The 26,571-nt window shown below is 47.2% G+C and carries 1 protein-coding gene (only partly in view); it reads right to left on the reverse strand.

The window, feature by feature from the left end; all coding sequences use genetic code 11:
* Positions 1-26,571, reverse strand: the 3' portion of a protein-coding gene (locus C2745_RS05570) for a YDG domain-containing protein (RefSeq protein WP_215383393.1). 2,271 nt of this gene lie beyond the right edge of the window; the window shows 26,571 of its 28,842 coding nt (coding positions 2,272-28,842); its start codon lies off the right edge, out of view; it ends in the stop codon at positions 1-3.

Consider the following 26,571-nt stretch of genomic DNA (forward strand, 5'->3'; position numbering starts at 1 on the left):
TTATTTGTCGCCGCAATTCATATCACCGTTGGAATCAACGGTACAGACTGCATCCACGCCATCTTTGCTAACCAATGCGTTGGCGGCAACTGATCTGCTACGCACAATCTCAGCCCTTACAGGAGCACTTACAGAGACGGCTGCTATTAAGGCGCGCTCATCCACGGTCATTTGCACTTGATCTGCGTGGAAGTCTATTGCCTCCCTGAGTGAACCAGCATCCACGATTGAAGGCGTAAATGCAATAGATGGAGGCGCCTGGTATGGATCAGGGGGTACATATCCAAGAGCATTAGCCAAGGTTGGCGCAGACCATTGATTGGGGGTGCTTCCGGTATTTGGATTATTTGCATAGTTGCTCGATCCATAGATGGCTAATGATGCAGAGTTACCGTTGTAAAGATTGAGCTGTACCTCACCATTGCTTGTGTGGGTTGGCAGAATGAAGTTGATTGCAGCTGCTGGATCCCAGACCGAGAATGCAACAACTCCACCACTTGTAGCGGCAGAAGCCGTCATACTTGCCGCGCCGTAGGTTTGACTTGAATAAGTAGCTGCACCACCAACAATGCTGATGCTGCCAACATACTGACTATTGCTGTTTGCAGGCACGGCGCTGTGGTTTATAGCTGTTTGGCTGTTCACGCTATAGAGTGGCGCAATTGCACCCACAGGCTCACCATACACAATGGCTGGCGGGCTGGATGCAGCCGAGGCAATTGAAGGTGCAATCGCAGCTACCAATAAAGTATGCGTATTCGCTATGACATCATTTACTGAACCATTAAAGACAACGCTAGGATCTTCAGAAATCAAGGTTCTGATGTACATTGGGTTTGTATTGAGGTAATCAATCGAGCTCACTAAGGCGCCGCGCTGGTATTCAAAATACTCACGATAGCCGTTAAACAAGAAACCGAGTGCCCTTGGTTTATTCAAATAAGTAGCATCACCAATCAATACGTTGCCAGTATATGTTTGTGATGCTGCAGTCAGGATATCTGCCAACACATATATCGATCTACCTGTAATCTCGATGGAGTTAAGGCGTGCAATGGAGCCAATGCTGTCGCCCAATGTAACGGTCGCGGTACCTGCATCAACTGATAACGATTGCGTCTTAGAGGCTGCCCCGTCAATGGTGCCTAGCAAGCTGATATTGGCATTTTGGGTAGCCAGGCTAATAGTATTTACGCCTACTGTGGAGGCGTTTAAACCAGCTGCGGTTGTAGCAAGCCTTAAGTCACCATAAGACTGTGCGCCTGTAGTGGTGATACTACTCAAGAGCGTCATAGAGCCTGTCGCATTAACGGCAGGTAATGTCACGCCGCTAGCTGAACCAAATAAACCGCCGTTGGACTGGATATTGCCCGCAGCAATCGCATTATTTGACCCTGCAATTAACGTTGCACCTGAATTGATGGTTGTGCCACCGGCAAATGAATTGCTTCCAGATAGGGTTACTGCGCCAGTATTCATAATCGTGACACTACCAACACCACTAATTGGCATTGCTAGAGTTGCAGCGCTTGGCAGGTTAATTGAAATATTGCCGTTATCTTCAACTGCAGATGTGACGGGCATACCTACCGCCGCATCGTAAACAACATTTTTTCCCGCTGGGATGATGACATTTGCCACGTTAGGCGTCCCTACGCCAACCAATCCAACTGGAGATTGCGTTGGCACCGCGCCAACTATAGAGGTACCGGTAGTTGTCCAGCTTGCAGGATTAGACCAATTGCCTCCATTAGGCCCTGTATAGGTAACTGAATTGAGTTGAGTAATCTCACCGTTCGCAGGTCCATTACCACCAGCTCCAGCAATATAAACAGCACCACCAGATACAACGTAGTTGGAGGCACTGGCACCAGCACCTGAGAAAGTAATGCCAACCGTGTAACCCAAATTAGCACCTACGTTCTGAGTGCTGAAGGTACCCGTAGCTAATACACTCACATTATCGCCATTGAAAAATGCTCCGGGACTTGTCGTTAAGGCCAAACCAGTCATATATACAGAACCGTCATATGGCTTGGTAATACCGGTAATACCAAGGTCATTGAAGCTTAATACCTTAGGCGTTACATTAATCAAGCCTAATACAGCAAGTCCATTGCCAAAATTAGCGCCATTCAAACTGAGACTATCAATCGCGATGCTATTTGCATTTTGATAAATTGCTCCATTGGTATTTTGATAACCAATGTTGTAACTTCCAACATTAATATTGTTGGAGCCACTCTTTATGGTATTGCTCGGGTTGAGAGTAAATTGAGCGCTGCCTCCAAGGCTATCGCTAACGCTAATAGTATTGTTGTTAATAACAGAAACCGTGAGGTTATTTGTCAACACTACCGGATTATTACTGCTGTCGTAGATCAAATAGGATGCGGTGGCAGCACTGTAGTTCGGCGCAGTGCCGTATACAGTGTTTACAGAGCCTAACTTAACCACGAGTTGATTGGCTGGCGAAACTGTGTAGTTACCTCTCTGAGTGACAATTTGATAATTTGTGGATGTCAGTCCAGATGGAAGCAATACATTGATGTGTGTTCCCACATCTTCAAAGGCAAGGTTAGCTCCTGCAGCATCGGCGACACGCGTTATGACAAGTTGCCCAGAGATAGCACCACTTGTTGCATTATCTGAATTTACAAACCCTGAATAAGCTACACCTGCATAGCCACCAACGCATCCAGAGCCACAATTCGTTGCTGAACCAACAGCATCCGTTTGGGTAATGAATTTACCGTCGTTCACAGCGGTTACTGTTAGGACCGCCTTATTCACAATCAGATTTCCAGCCGTATACGTAATGTTGTAGTTACCTGCAAAACCACCCGATCCTACTGTTGATCCTGCTGGATTGCTAATGAGAAGATTGCCGGCATAGCCCGTTGGATTAGCATTAATCAGTCCAGAAACTACTTGGCTATTGCCCCCCGCTTGGCCTGTTTGTGAGGCATTACTCAAAATGACGGCGGTTGATACATAGTCACCATTTACTAGGCCTGTAGCCGTAAGGGCTGATTGGGACAGCACCAATGGGGATCCATAGGTTGTAGTTTGATTACTTGCAGCAATGATTAAGTTCGCCTTCGTAATGCTGAGCACACCATCTGGAGCAGTAATGATGTAATTAGGATTGCTGGTAGCGGTTGCTGTAATTGGGTAGTTAGCTACGGGAGATGCTGAACCAGCCGTTCCATCAAAGGAGCGCGCTGTTGTTGTTAAAGATACCGGCGTGGAATCGCCATTGACTAATCCTTGACCAGCAATTGAATACGTAAGCACGGGTAAGGTGGATGCGCCATATACCATCGTTTTATTGTCAATTGCAATTGTCAAAGCCCTAGGCGTAATAGTCATCTGTCCGGCCACATAACTAATGGTGTAATTGCCCAGACCCACTCCGGTAGCAGAACTTGGTGTTATTGCATAAGCCAAACCGTTATTTACTGATGCTGTAACGAGACCTCCTGCGCTACTGAGGTTGACGGAATTCACCACATCTCCATTCAACAAGCCAGAGCTTGTATAGCCGACAACAGCGGAAGCCACTACCCCACCGCTGTTATAAGTAACGCTATTAGTACTTGTAGCAAGATTGCCGTAGACCTTGCTATCGTTTGCAGCAGTAATAACAAGTGGTGCAGGCGTAATCGTGACGTTCGCTGGAACATAACTAGTAATAGTGTAGTTTCCGCTTGCCGCTACACTTCCTTGACTAATGACATAGCTTGATCCGACATTAGCGGTATTGGAGGCGTTTGTGGTGAGGCTACCGGCTAAGGTGGCAGATGCATCACCCCCAACTAAACCACTATAGGTATAGGCCAAGCTTGGAACTGCGGAACCGTAAACCATGGAGGCAGCCGTAGCACGCACAGTTAATGGTGCTGGCGTAATGGTCACGCTACCAAAAGTTGGGTTAATTACGGTGTAGTTGGAAGCTAAACCCGTACCATTCGCCAAAACGAGATTGTTCAGACTTTGCAAAGCCGCAGATCCTACATTCGGGTTGGTTAAAACGGCTCCACCAGAAACAACCCCAAGAGTTTGACCCAAAATACCTGTAATAGTTAAACCAGATGCAGCTACTGCGGTGGAAGCGTCATAAACTTTTGCCGCTGAGACTGTGATTGACGCTGGAGTCACCGTAATATTGGCTGGCACATAGCTAGTTAATGCGTAGTCGCCGGAAACTGCCAAAGTTCCGCGGCTAATTAGGTAATTTGAACCTACATTGGAAGAGTTTGTCGCTGTTGTGAAGAGACTGCCACTGAAGTTTGCAGATGCATCACCGTTTACTAAGCCTGTATAGGTGTAGGCCAAACTTGGAACGCTAGATCCATAAACCATAGATGCTGCAGTAGCGCTTACTGTAATTGGCGCCGGCGTAACTGTCATCGCGCCATCAACATAAGTAATGTTGTAGTTTGCAAGTCCACTTCCTAAAGCTGCACCCGGGGTAATAGTGTATGTGTTGCCACCATTGACGCCTGCACTTGCTTGGCCACCGGAACTACTCAAAGTAACTGAGCCAATAGTGTCAGCAGTTCCAGCAATGAGACCTGAGACGACGTATCCAGAAGATGCTGAAGAGGCCCCTAAGATATTGTAGGTAACATTATTGGTCGTGGTGGAGCTGCCGTATACCTTGCTATCGTTAGAGGCAGCAATCGTTAATGGCGCCGGTGTAATTGTGACGCTTCCGAAGATTGGATTAAGCAAGGTGTAATTGGATGCCAATCCAGTGCCGTTAGCCAACACCAAATTACTAAAACTTTGTAGCGCAGCAGCACCAACGTTTGGATTTGTCAAAATTGCGCTTCCAGAACTAGCACCAAGGGTTTGGCCAGCAACACCCACAATAACTAGACCAAATGCATTTACAGAAGTATTGCCGTCATAAACCTTAGATGCTGTCACCGTGATAGGCGCCGGCGTAATATTGGCATACTGACTCAGGGTTAAACCACTAACTGTGTAATTGGTATTGCTTAGCGTCAGGCTGCTGTTATCAAATGTAGCTGCAATGTTGTTTCCTACGTTAGCCTGAGCAAAGACAGCAGATGGGGTGCCGCTTACTGTGACCGAGTCGCCCAAAATAACGCCGATTAAGGTTGGCGTTCCGGAGAATGTGGCTGCCGTAGTTGCGTCATAGACTTTGTTATTAGCGCTGATGCCACTCACGGTTAATGGAGCTGGCGTGATAACACCGTTGGCACCCGTAACCGCCCCACTAAAGGCATAGTTAGCTGCATCGGCACCACTTATAGCTAGACTATTGATGGTGTAGGACAAGCCAGTACCTGCATTAGCCGCGCCATAAACTCCTGACCCAATCAGACTAATTAAATCGCCCGATTTTGCATTGCTTGCAATGAGAGCTGTGCCAGTGATTGCATTGGTTGCGTCATATACCTTAGAGGGTGCTGAATTAGCGACATTTAAAGCTAATGGTGTAATTGAGATAGTTCCAGCTAGGCTCACTACTGGATAGCTAGTGGCATAGTTTGTGGAATACCCAGCATTAGTAACAACCGCTGTCGATGGCGTAAAGGTGTAATTGCCAACCTTTAAGAATCCACCCGCACTACTGTTTGCAGCAGTAAAGCTTGGAGGTGTCACGGTTAAGGTGTAGTTACCTTGGGCGCTGCCAACTTTATCGTCCACAGCAATCCAAGTGTTAGCGGAAGCTCCTGGAGTAACGGCGAGATTCACGATGAATGGAGCCGAGCAGTCACTTCCAATCGTGCAATAGGATGCGGTTACTGGGACGGAAGCGGTAATATTACCCGCAGTCGAAGTGCCATATGCAGTAGAGGTATTGGTCACCGTCAACAGCAACTGACCTTGAGCAATGATCGTAAAGGTAGAGGTTACAGGGGTAATCGTGTAATTAGCTGCAGTAGCACTTGGAGTCAAGGTATAGGTAGCGCCTGCAGTATTGCCTGCGGGGCGTGTCACCACCGGATTAATCAATACGTTAGGAGTATCACTACCCTTAAGACCTGACAAAGTATAGGTAAAGACAGGATCAGCCTGTCCAATAAACTTCGCCGCTGCATTGGCAGACATTGTTAGGGTTGCTGGTGTAATAACCCCATTACCGCTTATAGAAAGTGGTAATGAATAGTTTGATAAGTTTGTACTACCAGTAGCGATATAGTTCGAGTTACTCAATGTTGTCGCTACCGTAGTAGCACCAGCTACGTCCGCACTGTTATAAGTTGCGCTAGTTTGATTAATGTATGCGCCCTGCCCTGTGGCAAATCCACTCAAAACATAACTTCCAGCGTTTCCACTGCTGCCCGCAGTTAAGGTAGCAGTATTAGTAGCGTCATAAACCTTGGTTTGATTAGCAATTGATACCGTAATTGGGGCCGGTGTAATAGATACGCTGCCGGTACTCGCTGGCAAGACATAGTTGATTGCTAAACCACCATTTGTACCGTTGGCAATTTGCAAACCGGATGTAGTAAGACTGCTTACACCGAGAACATTGGCGCTATTAGCTGTTGCTGAGCCAGTCAGGACAACCGTTTGAGAACCAATGCCAGTACTTGATGAGATGGTGCTACCTGCAAAGGCGGTTGTGCCGTCATAAACCTTGGTTGCGGAAATTGTGAGTGTGATCGGAGTAATGACATAGGCATTATTGGCCGTATTTGCAAAAGCGATTGTGTAGTTGGAGTTGCTACTGCTACCCGCAAGGGTTCCTGCTGCAAGGCTATAGCTAGCCGCATTCTGAACATTAGTGTTAACGGCTCCTCCAAAACTCATGCTGCCTGTCAAAGCTACAGGAACATTGACTACTGAATCTGAGTTCTTGTATCCAGACACTGTGTAATTGCCAATTGTTTGTGAATACACCGCATTATCTAAAGCAGTACCGTTATAGGCCGTTGAAACAGCGTTTGGTGCAATGGTAAGGGTGGCTTGCCCTACGGTTAAGCTGCCTGGCACATAGGTAATTGCATAGTTAGATAATCCGGTACCAACCGCAGCACTAGGAATAATGCCGCCACTATAGGTTCCCGCATTGGTAATTGCTGAAACAGTATTAGCGGAAGCATAGGACAAAGTGACTGAGCTAATGGTATCGCCGGCCACCAAACCACTAGTTGTATATGCTGCTGTTCCCAATGCATAAGCAGTACCGTAGGCAGCATTGCTTACGTCATTGGCAGCAATTGTTAAGGCTTTCGCATCAATCGTTGCTGTATTTTGCGTGCTTCCTGATGTGCTGTTATAGGCCTGAGTAATAGCGTAATTGCTTATAACTGCAGTACCGTTGCCGATGGTGATGGCTTTTACATAATTGCTGCCATTAGCTGCTACGGTAGCGTTATTGAAGACGGCACTGCTGATAGCGGTAATCGTTTCGCCATTGACAAGACCTGTCACGGCGAAGGAAGTCGGGGTAACCGTCACACTAGCGCCATATGTGGCAGTAACTACTACACCTAATGGTGCAGGCGTGATGTTGGCAGTTAAGCCAGTCGGTTGAGTTAAGGTGTAGTTGCTAGCTGCAGGCCCACTGAGCACATTAGCTGCGGTTACTACGAGGTTATTTCCTGCGTTAGCCTGACTAAATGTTGCAGCCTGCGTCAGGGTTAAGCTAGCACCATCAGAGCCCATTACACCATTGAGCGTGCCCGCACTGAATGTAGCCACGTTATTACCGTCATAGGTCTTGTTAGCTATTGCGGCCCCAGTAATGGTTAGAGCCTTAGTTGTAATGTTTGCAGTTAAGCCCGTTGGTTGAGTCAATGTGTAGTTACCAGCTGCGGTGCCGCCGATGGAATATGCTGCAGTGACCGCTAAGCCATTGCCAACGCCTGCCTGACTAAAATCTCCAGCACTAGTCAATATGACGTTTGTGCTATCAGCGCTTATAACCCCATTCAATGTGCCAGACATTGTGGCAGTGGTTGTGGCGTCATACACCTTATTGGAAACTGCTGGGGCTGTAATGGTGAGCGCCTTTGCAGCGATATCAGCCATCAAGCCTGTTGGTTGTGTCAGCGTGTAGTTACCCGCTGCAGCACCACCGATTGAATCGGTAATAGTAATTGCGAGATTACTGCCAACGCTGGCTTGGCTGAAGTTACCAGCTTGAGTCAGCGTTACTACATCACTACCCACTTTACCGACTAAAGAACCGCCAGTGACAGTTGCAGTAGTTGTGCCGTCATAGGTTTTATTTGTTACCGAAGTGCCAGTAACGGTTAATTCTTTAGGGGTGATGTTGGCTGCAAATCCAGCTGGCTGAGTCAGGGTATAGTTGCCAGCCGCATTATTAGTCAAGCTATCAACAATCGTAACTGCAAGACCTGAGCCAACATTAGCAGAGCTAAAAGTACCCGCTTGGTTTAAACCGATTACCTCACCAGAAATTACTCCTACCAAGCTACCGCCAGATACCACTGCAGCATTGCTACCGTCATAAACTTTATTTGCTACTGTGGTACCGGTAACCGTTAATACCTTCGCAGTAATGTTGGCGCTCAATCCTGTTGGCTGTGTCAGCGTGTAGTTACCAGCTGAAGCACCAGTTAGAGAGTTGGCAATAGTGACAACCAGTGCAGTGCCCACGTTAGCCTGGCTAAATGTTCCGGCTTGCACGAGCGTTACTGTATCTCCAGAAACTTTTCCTACCAAAGTACCACCGCTTACAGTTGCAGTTGCTGTGCCATCATAAGTCTTACTTGCGACGGTTGTACCGGTAACAGTCAAAGCCTTAGCCGTAATATCGGCAGTTAAGCCTGCTGGCTGTGTCAATGTGTAGTTACCGATACTATTGTTTGTCAATACATCTGAAATAGTCACCGCTAAGCCTGAACCCACATTTGCAGAGCTGAAAGTACCAGCCTGAGTTAAACCAGTAGTGGTATCGCCAGCAATACGACCGACTAAAGTACCGCCCGTTACAGTGGCAACAGTTGTTCCGTCATACGTTTTATTGCTTACCGTAGTGCCGGTAACAGTTAATTCTTTAGGGATGATATTTGCCGTCAATCCAGTTGGCTGTGTGATGGTGTAGTTGCCAGCAGCTGAACCACTAAGAGTATCTGCTGCGGTGACCACCAAGTTATTGCCAACGTTTACCTGACTAAATGTACCAGCCTGTGTCAGGGTGAGATTGGCACTATCGGCACTCACTACACCGTTTAATGTACCGCCACTAAAGCTTGCTGCATTGGTACCATCATAGGTTTTATTAGCTACAGTTGCGCCGCTAATTGTCAGCACTGCTTTAGTAATCACGCCGTTTGTGCCAGTCACGCTAGCTGGGAATGAATAGTTTGCAGCATCTGCACCACTAAGAACAATAGTGCCGATGGTGTATGACAAGTTAGTGCCAGCATTGGCACTTGCATATGTACCAGACCCAGTGATTGTCATTTGATCGCCGGCCACAGCATTGCTTGCAGTCAAGGTCTTGCCAGTAATTGCTACGCTAGCGTCATACACCTTAGATTGCGTTGGTGCATTAATACTCAACGCCAATGGAGTAATTGAAATCGTGCCTGGCACGACGAGCACTGGATAACCAGTCGCATAGTTTGTAGAGAAACCAGGATTGGTCACTACGGTGGTTGATGGAGTAAATGTATAGCTGCCTACGTTTAAGTAGCCACCAGAACTACTATTAACCGCAGTCAATGTTGGCGGTGCAATAGTCAGCGTATAGTTGCCTTGAGTGGCGCCTGGCTTGGCATCCGTTGCAACCCATGTATTTGCTGATGAGCCAGCCACCATGTTCAAGGTAATGATAGATGCAGATAGAGAGCAATCTGCGCCAATCGTGCAATAGGATGCTGACACAGTCGCGGCAGAAGCAATATTGGCGGCCGTTAATGTGCCATACGCTCTTGATGCATTGGCAACGGTTATGAGTAGCTGACCTTGTGCCATGATCGTAAAGCTAGCTGTCACCGGGACAATGGTGTAGTTTGCCGCTGTTGCGCTAGGGGTTAATGTATAAGTAGCGCCCGCAACCTCACCCGCAGCCCGAGTAACGCTTGCATTACTTAATACGCTCGAGGTATCCGCACCCTTGAGCCCAGATAGTGAGTAGGTAAAACTCGGGTCAGACTGTCCATCGAATTTTGCTGAAGCATTAGCCGTCATCGTCAAGGTAGCTGGAGTGATTACCCCAGCAGCACTTACAGATGTTGGTAATGCATAGTTAGATAGATTCGTATTACCAGTAGCAATAAAGTTACTAGGGCTTAGTGAAGCTGTGACTGCTGTTGCGCTAGCAATGTTTGCGCTGTTATAGGTGGCATTGGCTTGATTAATATAAGCGCCCTGCCCGCTAACAAATCCAGTGAGAGTGTAACTACCAGCATTGCCACTAGTTCCAGCCGTTAAGCTAGCGGCATTGGTGCCGTCATATTCTTTGGTTTGAGATGCAATAGAAACCGTAATTGGTGCGGGTGTAATGTTGGCGGTAAATCCAGTTGGCTGAGTAAGCGTGTAGTTACCAGCTACATTATTAGTGAGTGCATCAGCAATAGTTACTGCAAGACCTGTACCTGCATTGGACTGACTAAAGCTTGCGGCCTGAGTTAATCCAACATTATCTCCAGAAATAACCCCAACTAAGCTGCCTCCAGAAATTACAGCAGCTGTTGTGCCGTCATAGACCTTATTCGCAATCGAAGTTCCAGTCACCGTAAGTGCTTTAGGCGTGATACTTGCGGTAATGCCGCCAGGTTGGGTCAAGGTGTAATTGCCAGCAGCAGAACCACTGATGCTGTCATTCATAACGATGGCAATGGCGTTACCAGCATTAGCAGAACTAAATGTTGCTGACTTTATAAAAGTCACATTAGCTGTATCAGCGGCCACTAGACCAACTAAGGTGCCCGCTGTTACGGCAGCTGATGTCGTACCGTCATAAACCTTGTCTGAAACAGTGGTTCCTGTAACGGTCAGCGCCTTTGGAGTGATATTGGCGCTTAATCCGCTTGACTGAACAATGGTGTAGTTGGCTGCAGCAGTACCTGTGATGCTATCGATCACGGTTACTGGAATGCTATTTCCCACATTAGCACTTGAGAAGTTGGCTGTTTGTGTCAATGTGACATTTGCAGCATCAGCACTAACCAAACCGACAAGTGTTCCTGTTGTTGCTACGGCAGCAGTAGTTGCGTCATACACCTTATTGCTGACTGTGATACCAGTCACGGTCAATACCTTAGGGGTGATGCTTGCAGTAAGACCAGTAGGCTGAATAATAGAATAATTGGTGGCTGATGCGCCGCTTAACGTGTCGACAGCAGTAACAGCAATTGAATTACCCACTGCGCTTTGAGCAAAGCTACCTGCCTGAGTGAGACTTACGACATCAGAACCAATTACACCAACCAACGAACCACCGGTAATCGTTGCAGCCGTCGTGCCGTCGTAGACTTTATCGGCAACAACTGAGCCGCTACCCACAGTTAGCGCTTTTGCAGTAATGGTAGCAATGTTTTTAGTGTTGCCAGCAGTCGCGTTGTAGGCAGAATTAATACTGTAGTTGCTGAGTGATGCGGTACCACCGCTGCTCACAATCGAGGTAACGTAGTTGCTGCCGTTATTGGCTACGTTCGCATTGTTTACTGTGGCGCCAGATAATCCTGTGATAGTCTGCCCTGCTACCAAGCCTGTTACTGTAAATGCACTTGGAGTGACGCTAGTAGTGCCGTTGTATTCCGCGGTAATCGTGATACCTAATGGCGCTGGAGTAACGATAGCTGTGATGCCGCTTGGCTGAACCAAGATGTAGTTTGCGGCAGATGCCCCAGTAATAGTGTCACTGATGATTACAGATGCAGTATTGCTGACATTGGCACTCGTTAGAACTGCAGATTGGACTAAATTGACTGTATCGCCTGATGTGACACCCACCAGGATTCCGCCAGTAATGGTAATAGCAGTAGTGCCGTCATACACCTTGGTCACTGCAACAGTACCAGTTACAGTCAACACCTTTTGACTTGCAGCCACTAGGGTTGCGATATTTTGACCAATACCTGATGTTGCGCTATAGGCCGGAGCAAAAGTGTAGTTAGTCGCCAGCGCTGTTCCACCCGAGATCACAATGCCGGTGACAAAGTTACTACCATTACTACCAATACTTGAGCCGCTGACAGTGACGCTGCTTAATCCAGTAATAGTTTGACCACCAATTAAGCCATTAATCGTATAAGAAATTGGGGTAATGTTATTTGTACCATTAGCCACACCTACCACCTGAATGCCCAGCATAGCTGGTGTAATGTTTGCTGTAATACCAGTTGGCTGAATTAAGCGATAGTTACTTGCTGCAACACCCGTAATGGAGTCATTCACAATAATGATGATGCCGTTACTGACGTTAGGTGATGAGAAAGTACCAGCCTGAACTAAGGTGACCTTGCCAGCGTCGCTAGCCAGAAGACCAATTAATGAACCGCCAGTTAATACTGCATTATTAGTACCGTCATAAGTTTTGTGGGCAACAGTACCATCGCTGACAGTCAAGGTCTTAGGTGTAATCGCTGCGGTAACCCCGGTAGGCTGAACCAAGGTGTAGTTACCACTAGACGCGCCAGAAATACTATCGCTTACCAATACAGTTACCGCTGAAGCCACATTAGCACTATTGAATGTACCAGCTTGCTTGAGGATTACCACATCACCACCCACTACCCCCGCCAAGGATCCACCCCAAACGTTGACACTGGTTGTGCCGTCATAGACTTTTGAATCAGCCAACGTGCCAGTGACAGTCAATGTTTTGGTAGAGAGTGTTACGGTATTTAAGCCTGTGCCTGAAGTTGTACTAGCAGCAGTGTTGAATGCATAGTTACTTGCTAGCGCTGTTCCGCTGCCAATGACAATCGAACGGACAAAGTTACTGCTATTAGCAGCGACGTTGATATTAGCTACAGTAGCGCTTGAGATAGCGCTAATAGTTTCACCATTCACCAAACCAGTAAGCGTGAATGATGTCGGGGTAACGGTGGTTGAGCCACTATATACGGCAGCTAACGTGATACCCAATGGTGCAGGAGTGATATTGGCAGTAATGCCTGTAGGCTGCGTTAATGAATAATTTGCACTAGCACTGCCGCCAATACTGTTGGTGATAGTGACTGCAATACCGGTTCCCGCATTTGCAGCAGCAAAGCTACCGGCCTTCGTTAAAGCCACATTCGCTGTATCGGCACTTAGAACACCTACCAAGGTGCCGCCAGTAACAGTGGCTGCGGTTGAACCGTCATACACCTTGTTTGAAACTGTAGTGCCAGTAACGCTTAGTGCTTTTGGCGTAATACTAGCGGTCACATTAGCTGGTTGGGTAAGAACGTAGTTTGCAGATGCGGGGCCGCTCAGACTATCACTCATTGTGACGGTGATAGCATTAGCCGCATTGCTTTGAGCAAAGCTACCCGTCTGAATTAAGTTCACATTAGCGATGTCAGCAGTAACCACACCAACCAAGGTTCCTCCAGCAATGGTGGCCGCTGTAGTGCCGTCATAAACCTTATTTGCAGCAACTGTTGCACCACCTACCGTCAAAACTTTCTGCGCAATATTGGCAGCAATGCCTGTAGGCTGAATTAATGTGTAATTACCGCTTGCAGATCCAGAAATACTATCCACCATCACCAGGGCTACATTATTGGCCGCATTTGGAGATACAAAAGTTGCGGTTTGTACCAGAGTGACATTGGCTAGGTCTACTGTTGCTACGCCAACTAAGGAGCCTCCGCTCACGGTAGCGTTCTTAGTGCCGTCATAGGTCTTAGCAGCGATAGTGATGCCTGTCACTGTCAATGCTTTTGGTGTCAGCGTGACGGCATTTTGGGTGTTGCTGCTAACCGTGTTGTAAGCAGGATTGATAGCATAGTTACCAATAGAGGCAGTGCCGCCGCCAACAGTAATTGCTGTGACATAGTTGCTGTTATTGGCCGAAACATTGATTGCATTAATCGTTGCAGCACTAATACTGCTGATAGTTTGGCTATTCACTAGGCCAGTGATAGTAAATGCTATTGGAGTCACTGTAGTAGTGCCGGTATAAACAGCATTAATAGTGACGCCTAATGGTGCTGGAGTAATAACGACCTTATTGGTCGCCGTACTTTGTGATGCATTAACTGGTACGCCGCTAGATAAAGTGCCGTTGTAGGCGCTATTAATTAAGTAATTGAGTGAAGAAAAGCTATTAATTCCGGTAGCGGTACCGGCAATTGCTGTCACGTAGGCACTTGCAGTATTGGCATTTGCAGAGCTCACTGTGACATTTGTAATCGTATCCCATGCTGCCAGACCTGTAGTGATAATGGTGGCATTCTGATTTGAATATGAAGTTGTACCGTTATAGACACCGCTGATGGTAATGCCTAATACCGTTGGCGTAATGGAGTATGTTCGTCCTGCTGGCACTACGGTAACCGCTGAACCATCCGTTGCCGATATGCTCACTGCGGTAAGAGCTGTACTAGTCTGGACTGAATTGGCATTTGTACCGTTTGAGACTGTAGTGCCCCCTACTGTTGGGCTAAACATCAGTACAGATTTAACGTATGCCAATGATGTCGTGGCCACACCAAAGCTCGCTGTAATGGAACCTGTATAGCTCACTGTCGCATTAGCTTGCAACCATGCATTTGCTGAAGTTGAGTTATATCCTGTGCCATACACAGCAGAATAATTTGCATTCAGGGTGACAGAAATTGCCAGAGTGTTAGTAAGTCTCTGGCGATAGTTAATAAAGTTGCCGCTGACATAGCCAGAGGCCTTCACCAGTGCGCCACCCAGAATGCCATAAGAGATATTCTTAGTCGCATCAGCATTGGCAGTTGTAATGCCGATCGCATTAGCAATCGTACAACCAGTAGTGCAGGCTGCATTTTCAGGAGCAGCCATAGAAATACCCACTACTCCACCAGTATTGTTGATGGTGCCGACAGCTGTAACATTGCCACCCGTAGTTGTCCCCGCAGCTATACCATCACCACCCGTAATCCGAATACCCTCTACACCAGAGTTAGTTAGGCCAGCAAGGCTAACGCTACCAATAGCATCGACCACAATACCGCCGATGGTTCCTGAATCCTGAATGAGTGCGCCCATAGTGATATTGCCACCAACACCCAAGCCGGTTAAGTAGACGCCAGCAGCACCAGTAATGGTTGCAGATGCAGCAGTGTTGATAGCCTGTTGACCGCTAGTGACTGCAGTACCAGTCATCGTTATAACGCCAAGCGTTGAGCTAGTTGCGCCAACAATTGCCGCAGCAGCGCTGCCGTAAATACCGTAATTAGTGCTCGAAATACCAGTCATGGTGATAGCACCACCAGTGGTTTTGATGGCTACTGAGTAATTAATTGCATGAGAACCGCTTGAAACACCGCTTAATGTGATGTTTCCAGTGTTGTAGATGGCGCCATTGATTGTTAAACCAGCAGAGGCTGTTGCCAAGGTACCAGAAATATTATTCGCTGTAATAAAGCCAGTAACTGGTGTGCAGCCAGTGCCAGTACAACCATAAGTGTTATCAATGAGAACATAGCCAGGCAAAGATGCTGTGGACGTTCCAATTGCGCCTGGATTTATCGCAGATCCCGCTGATTTAGCGATGTAATTAATAACCGAGCTTGCACCGGTTGTAAATGTTATGGCGCCGCCAGTGATGTTAGAAGCTTTGTTACCTCTGGTAGCGTCATAAATCACGTTGGCTATTGGTACGCCCGTATTCGCTACTAAAGCAATCGCACCAGTTTGGTTGATGACGTTGTTTGAGGTGAAGGTGATGTTGCTACTAACAGCGTTATCTGCAATGGCGCCGGTTTGGGTAATACCAGTGGTGCCCCCTCCTGCAACGTTATTAGCTGTCACTGTGAGGTTGCTACCGCCCGCATTAATGGTTACCGCACCAAGCGAGACGATTGTGCTGGCTGCGCCACCATTACCAGTGATCGTGACGTTGTTGGCTGTAATGAGGCCAGTTGCTGTTACTACGGTTGCAGTTGCAGCTGCCGTTGTTTGCAAACCAGTGATCGTCACTACTCCACCAGTGATCGCGCCAGTGTCATTGATAGCTGAACCGGTGGTGACAGTTGCGTTGATCGTAACCGCTTGGCCAGTAGCGGTAATAGCGCCTGAGCCGGTATACCCAGTGCCAGTTTGACCATTCGCAGTAATGGTAACGCCACCAGCACTAGAGGCGATGGTATTGGCGCCTTGCACAAAACCTACGCCAGTACCGTTAGCCACTGCGTTAATTGTCACACCGGTAGTGCCCGCTAAAGCACCGGCAGATAATGCGCCACCTAACGTAATCGCATTGCCGTTCACCGCTGCATTGGCTGGCGTTGTCGCTGTTGCGCAACCCAGGCAAGTGTTATCCAGCAGGATGTAACCGGGAACGCTAATCGCTGGTGGTGAGATCGTGCCACCATTAGTATTAATAATGTAGTTAATCGCTGACGTGGATCCAGCGGTAATTGTTAAGGCGCCACTACTAATAGTTGATGTCTTATTACCGGTAGTAGTGTCATAAACGATGTTTGATGCAGTACCGCTGGTATTGGCAACTAAGGTAATTGCGCCGTTTTGACTGATGTTGTTATTCGAGATAAAGCTGATGTTGGTACCACTCACTCCAGTAATAGCGCCAGACTGGTAGATGCCACCAGCAGCGCCCGGAGCAGCAATCACGTTACCGGTAACCGTGATGCTGCCACCCGTTGCGCCAGTATTAATTGTCAGAGCGGCAATCTGCGCATCATAAGCAGGCGCACCAGACGAGGTACCAGTAATCGTGATGTTATTGGCAGTGATTAAAGTAGTGCCATATACGCCATAACTAGTCGTCGTGCCTCCAGTCAAGATGACATTACTACCCGTAGAAGTCATTGCTGCTGTGTAACCAATACCTTGATTGGCGCTAGCAACACCATTAGCAGTAATAGCTCCAGCGGTATAAATCGCGTTATTAATCGTTAAACCAACAGAAGTGGTTGCTAATGAGGCTAGATTATTCGTAGTGGTATTAATAAAGCCACTTGCAGGGGTGCAGCCTGTACCGGTACAACCGAAGGTGTTGTCTATCAATACATAACCAGGCAATGTTAGGGTTGAACTACCGATCGTGCCTGGATTAATAGCTGAACCAGCAGACTTCACAATGTAGTTAATGCCTGAGGTATTGGTACCAGCACCAATCGTTAAGGCGCCAGTAGTAATGTTGGAAGCCTTAGTACCAGAGGTCGTATCGTAGGTGATGTTTGCTGCAGTACCTCCCGTATTGGCCACCAAAGCAATCGCACCGGTTTGGTTGATGATGTTATTTGAGGTGAAGGTGATATTGCTGCCAGCTGTATTGTCTGTAATAGCACCAGTTTGGGTAATACCAGTGGTGCCCCCTCCTGCAACGTTATTAGCAAGCACAGTAATATTGCTGCCGCCAGCATTAATCGTCATCGCACCTAAGGAAACAATGGTTGATGATGCCCCGCCGTTACTAACAATAGAAATCGCATTAGCAGTAATCAGGCCATTTGCCGTAATCACTGTTGATGTAGTTGTTGCATTTGTCTGAGTACCAGTGATATTGACAGTGGCTGCGGTGATTGCCCCTGAATCAGATACGCCAATACCGGTTGTTGTGATGGTCGTAATGTTGACTGCTTGACCGGTGGCAACAATCGCACCAGTACTGTAGTAGCCATAACCACCCACTTGCGCATTGGTAATAATCGTTACGCCACCAACACTGGTGGTCATGATGTTTGCGCCTTGGTTAAAGCCATTGCCAGTGCCATTAGCTACTGCATTAATGGTAATGCCAGTAGTACCCGCTAATGTTCCCGTAGTTAATGCACCACCTAAGGTAATTGCACTTCCGTTTACCGCAGCAGTAGCTGGGGTTGCTGCAGCGGCACAACCTAAACAACTGTTATCCAGGAGGATATAACCAGGGATGTTAATTGCAGGCGGAGAAAGAATGGACCCATTGCTCTTCATTATGAAGTTCACGGCAGATGTTGAGCCGCTCGCAATTGTGAAGGGGCCTGTACTGATAGTAGAGGTCTTATCACCACTAGTGGTATTGAAGATGATATTGCTTGCAGTGCCACTTGTGTTGGCTAGCAAGGACATCGCACCATTTTGGCTGATGTTGTTATTGGAGATAAAGCTGATATTGCTTCCGCTAACCCCAGAAATGGCGCCCGCTTGGTAAATACCTCCATTGGCGCCGGGTAAATTGATAGTGTTACCAGTCACGGTAATACTGCCACCAGTAGCACCAGTGTTGATGGTCAGCGGCCCAATCTGGACATCCCAGGTTGCTGCAACCGTTGACGTACCGGTAATGTAAATATTATTAGCTGCAATCAAAGATGATGCGGTGTAAACACCGTAGGTATTTGTTGTGCCGCCATTCAACGTTACTGAATTATTGGTAGATGTAATTGCTGCAGAGTATCCAATACCCTGATTAGCGCTAGCCACCCCATTTAAGGTAATTGGGCCAGTCGCATAAATCGAATTATTAATAGTCAGACCAATCAATCCTGTAGCCAGTGATCCCAGGTTATTGGTGGTCGTGTTGATAAATCCGCTCACTGGGGTGCAGTTGCTTCCAGAGCAGCCAAAGGTGTTATCAATCAACACATAACCAGGTAGGGCTACAGTACTGCCACCGATCACATTCGGATTAATGGCCGAGCCCACAGATTTAATAATGTAGTTAATAGCCGAGCTGTTCGTTCCTGTGCCCACACCAATCGATCCAGTAGTGATATTGGATGCCTTGGTTCCAGAAGTCGTATCGTAGATAACACTCGCTGCAGTACTGCCCGTGTTCGCTACCAGTGTGATTGCACCAGTTTGATTGATAACGCCATTACCCATGAACTTCAGATTTGCACCGACTGCATTAATCGTAATTGCGCCGGCCTGATAGATGCTATTGTCGGTGTTTGTGGTGACATTTCCAGTGACATACAAGTTACTACCGCCTGCAACAATCGTCATGGTATTGAGATAAACCGCTGAGCCACCACCCACTACTGAGCCTACAACATTAATCGCTTTTGCGCTTATAGAATTATTAGGGCCAAGCTCAACCCCGTTTCCGGAAATAGTTGAAATACCGGTGATATTGACTGACCCGCTATTGGCAACAATAGGGCTTGTGCCCCAAGCACCATTTAGGTTAGTAACACCCTCACCGGTTGTACTCAATCCAGACAGATTGATGTTTCCAGTATTAGATGTCAGGCCGGCAATGATCACCACCCCACCCCAACCGGCAGTGCTGCCAGCGGCTGCAGCACCATTGATGGTGATGGAATCCCTGGCATAAATAGCGCTTTGTACGTAGATGCCGTAGTTATTTGCAGTCAACGGCGCCCAACCTGAGAGCGTACTGTTGAGAAATCCACTAACAGGAGTGCAGCCTGTCCCAGTACATCCATAGGTATTATCTAAAATGACGTAGCCCGGCAATGGGATGGTGCTACTACCAATTGCCGAGGTAGTCAGTGCCGCACCTGCTGCGACTTCAATATAGTTGATTGCCGATGTTGAGCCTGCGGCAATTGTCAAAATACCAGTTGTAGAGATGGTTGATAACTTATTACCCGTTGTCACATCAAAGGTAATGTTAGCCGCTGTACCGCTAGTATTGGCAACCAGAGTGATAGAACCATTCTGATTAATATTGTTATTAGAGATAAAGCTAATGCTGCTGCCATTGGCGGTTGTAATGGCGCCCGCTTGGTAAAGTCCACCATTTGCACCAGGGGCGCCAATCACATTAGCAATCACTGTTATGCTGCCGCCAATCGATCCAGAATTAATGGTTAATGGGCCCAGATAAACGGCCCAAGCTGGCGTAGCGCTTGACTGACCTGTGACCGATATATTGTTAGCAACAATTAAGGAGCTACTTGCAAAAACGCCATAGCTAGTTGTTGTAGCTCCATTCAGGGCTACATTACCATTGGTCGAGGTCAGCGTAACTGAATACCCAATACCTTGATTGGCACTAGCTGCGCCATTGGCGGTGATCGATCCCGTCGCATAGAGGGCGTTATTAATCGTGATGCCAATAGAGCCAGTAGCAAGCGATCCTAGATTATTGGTGACAGCATTAATAAAGCCAGTAACAGGCGTGCAATTGGTACCCGTACAACCATAGGTGTTATCTAGCAAAATATAACCCGGTAGTGCCACTGTACTGCTAGCAATAACACCTGGGTTCAGAGATGATCCTGAAGATTTGGCAATGTAATTAATTGCAGAAGTGTTGGTGCCGGCCGCAATCGTGAGATTACCAGTCGTAATATTGGAGCTCTTGTTACCGCTAGTGGTGTTGTAAGTGATACTTGCAGCGGTAGACGCAGTATTGGCCACCAAGCTAATGGCGCCACCCTGATTAATGATGCCGTTCGTAATAAAGCTAATGTTGGATCCCGCTGCATTATCCGTAATTGCGCCAATCTGATAAATACCAGTATCGCTGGTTGTTACCACCGTACCTGTCACATTCAGGTTGGTACCACCAGCGACGATGGTTAAGGTATTGAGATAAACAGCGTAAACACCGCCAACTTCAGAACCGATAATCGTGATCGACTTAGCGCTGATAGAGTTATTTGGGCCTAGCTCGACACCATTACCGGTGGTCGTTGAAGTTCCAGTGATATTGACTGCACCACTATTCGCGACAATCGGACTGATTCCCCAAGAACCATTGAGGTTTGCAACACCAATACCTGTGGTGCTTGTACCAGTGATATTGATATTGCCAGTAGTTGCAGTAAGACCAGCCATCACCATGACTGCGCCACCACCAGCTGTTGAACCACCAGCATCAATTCCATTCACGGTGATTGCCGTACCACTGAGAGCCCCGTTAATAACAATACCGTTGCCAGTTGAAACCAAGGTGGCCCAGTTGGACAGATTTTTATTGAGATAGCCGGTAACGGGGATGCATGCAGACCCAGTACATCCATAGGTGTTATCTATAGTGATAGAACCTGGAACAGATACTGCTCCACTAATAGTTAGCGTACTACCCGAAGATAGTACAGAGTAATTGATGCCCGATGTTGAAGTTCCTGCAATTGCGATTGCAGCGGTATTAATTGTCGATAGCTTATTACCGTATGTAGTGTCATAAGTAATGTTGGCTGCAGTGCCACTGGTATTAGCTGTTAATCCAATTGCACCATTCTGACTAATATTGTTATTCGATATAAAGCTAATACTTGAACCATTGGCGCCGGTGATCGCACCGGATTGATAGATACCGCCTGCAGCACCCGGTGTATTGATCGCATTGCCCGTCACCGTGATGCTGCCACTAGTAAATCCACTGTTAATTGTGAGGGGACCAATTTGGACATCCCAAGTGGCGGCAGCAGAAGAAGTTCCAGTAATCGAAATAATATTGGCGGTCACCAAAGAAGATGCGCTATAGACACCATAACTATTGGTAGTGCCGCCATTAATAGTTACCTTGCCGTTCGTAGAGGTAATCCCAGCTGAGTAGCCCACACCCTGATTGGCATTTGCTACACCGTTGGCAGTAATTGCGCCGGTCGCGTAAATAGCGTTATTAATCGTAAGGCCAACAGATGTTGTGGCCAAAGAGGCTAAATTATTTGTTGTCGTGTTTATAAAGCCAGTTACTGAAGTAGTACCGCCATAAGTATTGTCAATCAGAACAGCTCCGGGCATAGTCACTGTAGAAGTGCCAATGGCTCCTGGATTGATTGCTGAACCATCTGAAATCGCTACGTAATTAATAGCAGATGTCGAGCCTGTGCCAACAGTTACTGGGCCGCCGGTAATATTGGCTGCTTTATTGCCAGTAGTCGTGTCATAGGTAACGGCGCTTGCTGTACCACTGGTATTGGCTGCTAGAAGAATTGAGCCAGATTGATTAATAACTCCATTGCTGGTGAAAGTAATATTGCTGCCACTTGCGCCATTAATGGTGCCAGAATCAGTAATTCCAGCAACACCTGGATTGGCGGTATTGATTGCTGTTAAAGAAATTGGGGCCCCTACCCCAGTTACCGTCATTACTCCAGACATGTAAATGGCGGCATTGCCGTTACCCGGCGCAGAGGTGCCTGTGATCGAGATGCCTGTTGCAGCGGTGATCAGAGCATTATCGAAAAATGCATAGTTACCAGTGGTGTTTGACCCGGTAATAGTGACTAATCCCGTAGTTGCCGTGATCACTCCATTCAAGTTCACTGCGGCATTACCAACTAACTGATAACCATTGATGGTGACATTGCCTACGCTTGTGGTAAAGGTAGCCCCAGCACCACTAGCGTATACGCCACTTCCAGTATTTGTAATGCCGAACACATTGATGTCGCCGGTTGTAGCCGTAACTGCAACGGTGGAATACATTCCATAGTTTCCGCTATATGAAACACCATAAAGATTTACACCAGCACCAGCCGTTAAAGCACCGCTCACTGTCACGCCAGTAGATGTTGTTGCCAAGGTAGAGAAATTACTAACAGTAATATATTTATCTACAGCAGTGAGCTCAGTACATGGAGACGATGCGCAACCGAAGGTGTTGTCTACTGTAATGACACCATTTACGCCAACCGTATTAACAGTCAAGGCTGCACCGACAGAAAGAATAGAGTAATTGACTAAGGAAGTACTACCGGTACCGAGCGTTAATGCTGCAGCACTTATAGAAGAAGTCTTGTTGCCTGTACGAGTGTCATAGAGAACGGTTGTTGTATTACCGCTAGTATTAGCTACTAGAGTGATCGCCCCTGATTGCGCAATCGCATTATTCGAGATAAATGAAATACTGCCGCCATTGACGTTGTCAATGATTGCACCGGACTGGGTAATGCCAGTATTGCCTCCTGCCGCGGTATTGTTTGCTGTAATGGTAATGTTTCCAGACGCAGTATTTCTGATGAAACCCGAACCACTAAGGACAAGATTGGCCGCCCCATAACCCGCTGCTGACGGGGAAGTTGCCAATGTCATTGTTAGGACAGTTCCCGTACCACCCGCTCCAGAACCATTCCATAAAGATAATAGGTTTGTAGTGCCTCCCAATACATTGGCCGCCGACCCTGCGCCCAATTGAGTGGAGTTGTATTTTGATGCAAGTTCAGTTGCGTAAACATACCCTGCACTAGAAGTTAATACCAACTGCACCATCTTGGTATAAGTCCCATCAGAAAACGCAACTAAATAGGTGGCGGTTGTTGTAGTTGAACTCTGTAAGGCGGCGGCTGTAGCGACAATTGTTCCGGGAACGGAGGTGCCTGAGAGAGCGGCTGAACTAATTACAGGAAGCACCGATCCAGTAAGAGAGCCCATGAGGCTTCCAGATGTACCAGCGGCATTAGAAATCATATTAGGGCTTGCGGTTGTACCAGCAAAATAACCAGTGCCAAGAGTCATTGCGCCAGCAGTCACAATCGTTGCTGCCGTTGTTCCTGCACCATTAATCGTGATGCCTGTTTGGGCTGTAATTGCGCCTGCGACCTGAGCCGCTTGGCCAGTAGTAGAAGTACCGTTGATCGTTACGGAACCTGTTGATGCAGTCAAAGTTCCAGCGGCGGAACTATAAACGGAGTAATTAATACCTGAGCCTGTAATGGCAATGGAGCCCTGCGATGTTGCAATGGCAGCGGTCATACTGACTGAGTAATAACCCGTCTGCGAGGCACCCATTAAGGTAATGCTCTTAGTTGCAGTGATTGCTGAATTAATGTTCACCCCAACAATTGCACCTGTTAATGTTCCGGAATTCGCATTCGTAATATAGCCAGATACAGGTGTTCCACTCGCAGCGCCGTAAGTGTTATCTAACAGCACATAACCAGGCAAAGCAACGGTAGCAGAACCAATACTGCCCGGATTAATTCCAGAGCCAGCAGATTTAACAACGTAATTAATATCACTGGTGGAGCCAGCTGCAATTGTTAAATTGCCGCCAGTGATATTGGCCGCTTTATTGCCGCTTGTAGTGTCATAAGTAACGGCGCTTGTATTGCCACTAGTATTTGCTGCTAAGTTAATGGCACCAGTTTGATTAATGATGCCATTACTGATGAATGTGATATTGCTTCCGCTGGCACCAGTAATGATGCCTGTTTCAGCAATACCAGATACGCCAGGGTTTGCAGTGTTGTTACCAATTAAAGTAATTGGTGCCCCTACTCCAGTAACCGTCAAAGCACCGCTCATACTCACTGCGGCATTACCATTTCCAGGGGCAGATGTACCGGTGATAGAAATTCCGGTTGCAGCCGTAATAAGGGAGTTATCCCAGAAGGCAAAGTTACCAGTCGTACTGGAGCCTGTAATACTTACCGAGCCTGCTGTTGCGGTAATCACGCCATTCAAATTAACTGCGGCATTACCAGCAAGCTGATAGCCGTTGAGAATAATATTGCCAGTGCTTGCGGTCAATGTAGCGCCAGCACCGCTTGCAAAAATCCCGCTTGCACTTGCTCCGCCATTGGTAATACCTAAGATATCAATATTACCTGTAGTAGCCGTTATTGCTACCGTGGAATAGACACCATGATTTCCGCTGTAGGTAACACCATCAAGATAAATGCCGGTTCCACCAGTTAACGCACCTCCAATGGTCACGCCTGTTGAGGTAGTAGCTAACGTTGAGAAATTACTTAACGTGATGTAGTTATCTACTGCGCTAAGGGTAGTACACGGAGCGGATGCACAGCCATAGGTGTTATTAATAGTAATTGTGCCGCTAACATTAACTGCACCAGTTGATAGCGCCGCACCGGCCGCAAGAATCGAGTAATTCACTGCCTTAGTGCTGCCAGCAGCCAATGTTAGAGATCCCGCTGTAATAGTGGATAACTTATTGCCAGTTCGTGTGTCATACAAAATAGTAGATGCACTAGCCGCGTTAGCTGCCAGAGTGATTGCACCAGTCTGGTTAATCACATTATTTGAAATGAAGCTGATGTTGCCGCCGCTTGCATTATCAGTAATGGTGCCAGTTTGGGTAATGCCAGTATTGGCACCTGCAACTGTATCGGTAGCTATTACAGTTAAATTAGAGCCGCCAGAAACGATTGTCATTGCCCCCAAAGAAACAATGGTGCTTGCCGTAGTTGCTGTGCCAGTAATTGCAATACTTTTTGCTGATAAGGCTCCTGCTAGTACAACGGCAGAACTTGCATTAGAAGTGGCGTTAATCGAAATTGTTCCAGCGTTAGCTGTTATTGTTCCCGCTGCAATTGAGCTAATTCCTGGATTTGTGGTGGAAGTCGTGCTGATAGATGTTGCGTTTAAGGTGACATTACCAGTTGTAGAAGTTAATGCGGATGAGATATAGATCAAACCATTACCAGAGCTGGTAATTCCATTGCTAGTGATATCGATATTACCGTAAGCAGTAATTGGCGAAGTGGTCGCATAACTTGCTACTACAAAGCCATAGTTAGCAGCGGCATTACTCTTTAATTGAAAGCTGGCATTCCCACCAATATTGAGCGCGCTTGCATTGGGCTCAAAGGAGCCGACGCCACTTGCTAAATTGTTTGATCCCGCTAGTGCAAAATCGCCTCCAGCACTACTGCCCGCCCCACCAGAAGTGGTCGTATTAATGCCGGCGTTGAGATAAATGGGTCCATTCAGAATTGCGCCTGCAGTAATCGTTGAGCCGCTGAGCGTTCCCCCAGTGGCATCCATCACAACATAACCACCTTTGGTGGTGATGCTTCCTGAAGAGCCGTTATAAATACTTGCACATGCTCCAGCTGAACAGGTTGTTAATGTATTTGTGGCATAGAAAGATTGCGCTACAACGTTAATTTTTCCGGTGCTTGTTGAATTGATTGCGCCATTGATGATGATTTGACCACTGGATAAATAGTTCAGCGTCAGATTGCCGGCACCTGTATTGGTTGTAGTGCCCGTCAAGGTGATTGACTGTGCTGTACCTGTTCTCGTGTCGTAAGTAAGACTGACGTTTACGCCGGATGCGGGGGCAAATGTTAAGTTTGATGTTTGGGTAATAGTGCCATTGGCAATAATAGTAACGCTAGTGCCAGCATTGATTTGATTCTGAATATCAGCAGCATTCACTACTGATGCTGTTGCTGTAGCCGTGTAACTAGGCAGTGTGCCACCAGAGGTTGCGGTAGCACTAATCGTGACGTTATTAGGATCCAATAGCCACATCCCCCCTCTACCCGCATTAATGCTAGATAGAAGTGTTAATGTGCTGCCGGAAGTTTCAATTAATCCGCCATTGGTGTTGCTTTGATTGCCATCCTGCTGAGCAGCATTAAGGCTAGTGTATTGATCAAGTGATACTGATAAAGCAAAAGGCAATGTGCCGTTGCTTGCATCATTGCCTATCTTGATTGCGCCACCGTTTGTAAAGCCTATTGCAGCAATAGTGCTGCTAGTAATGGTGACGTTATTGTTTGCAGAAATGCCAATGCTTCCGCCACGACCTGTAGAGCCGTTCGTTTGAATAGTGCTAGTTTGAATATTGAGGTCGCCGTTATTGGCAAT

It is taken from the genome of Polynucleobacter sp. AP-Kolm-20A-A1, assembly GCF_018688315.1.
Lineage (GTDB): Bacteria > Pseudomonadota > Gammaproteobacteria > Burkholderiales > Burkholderiaceae > Polynucleobacter.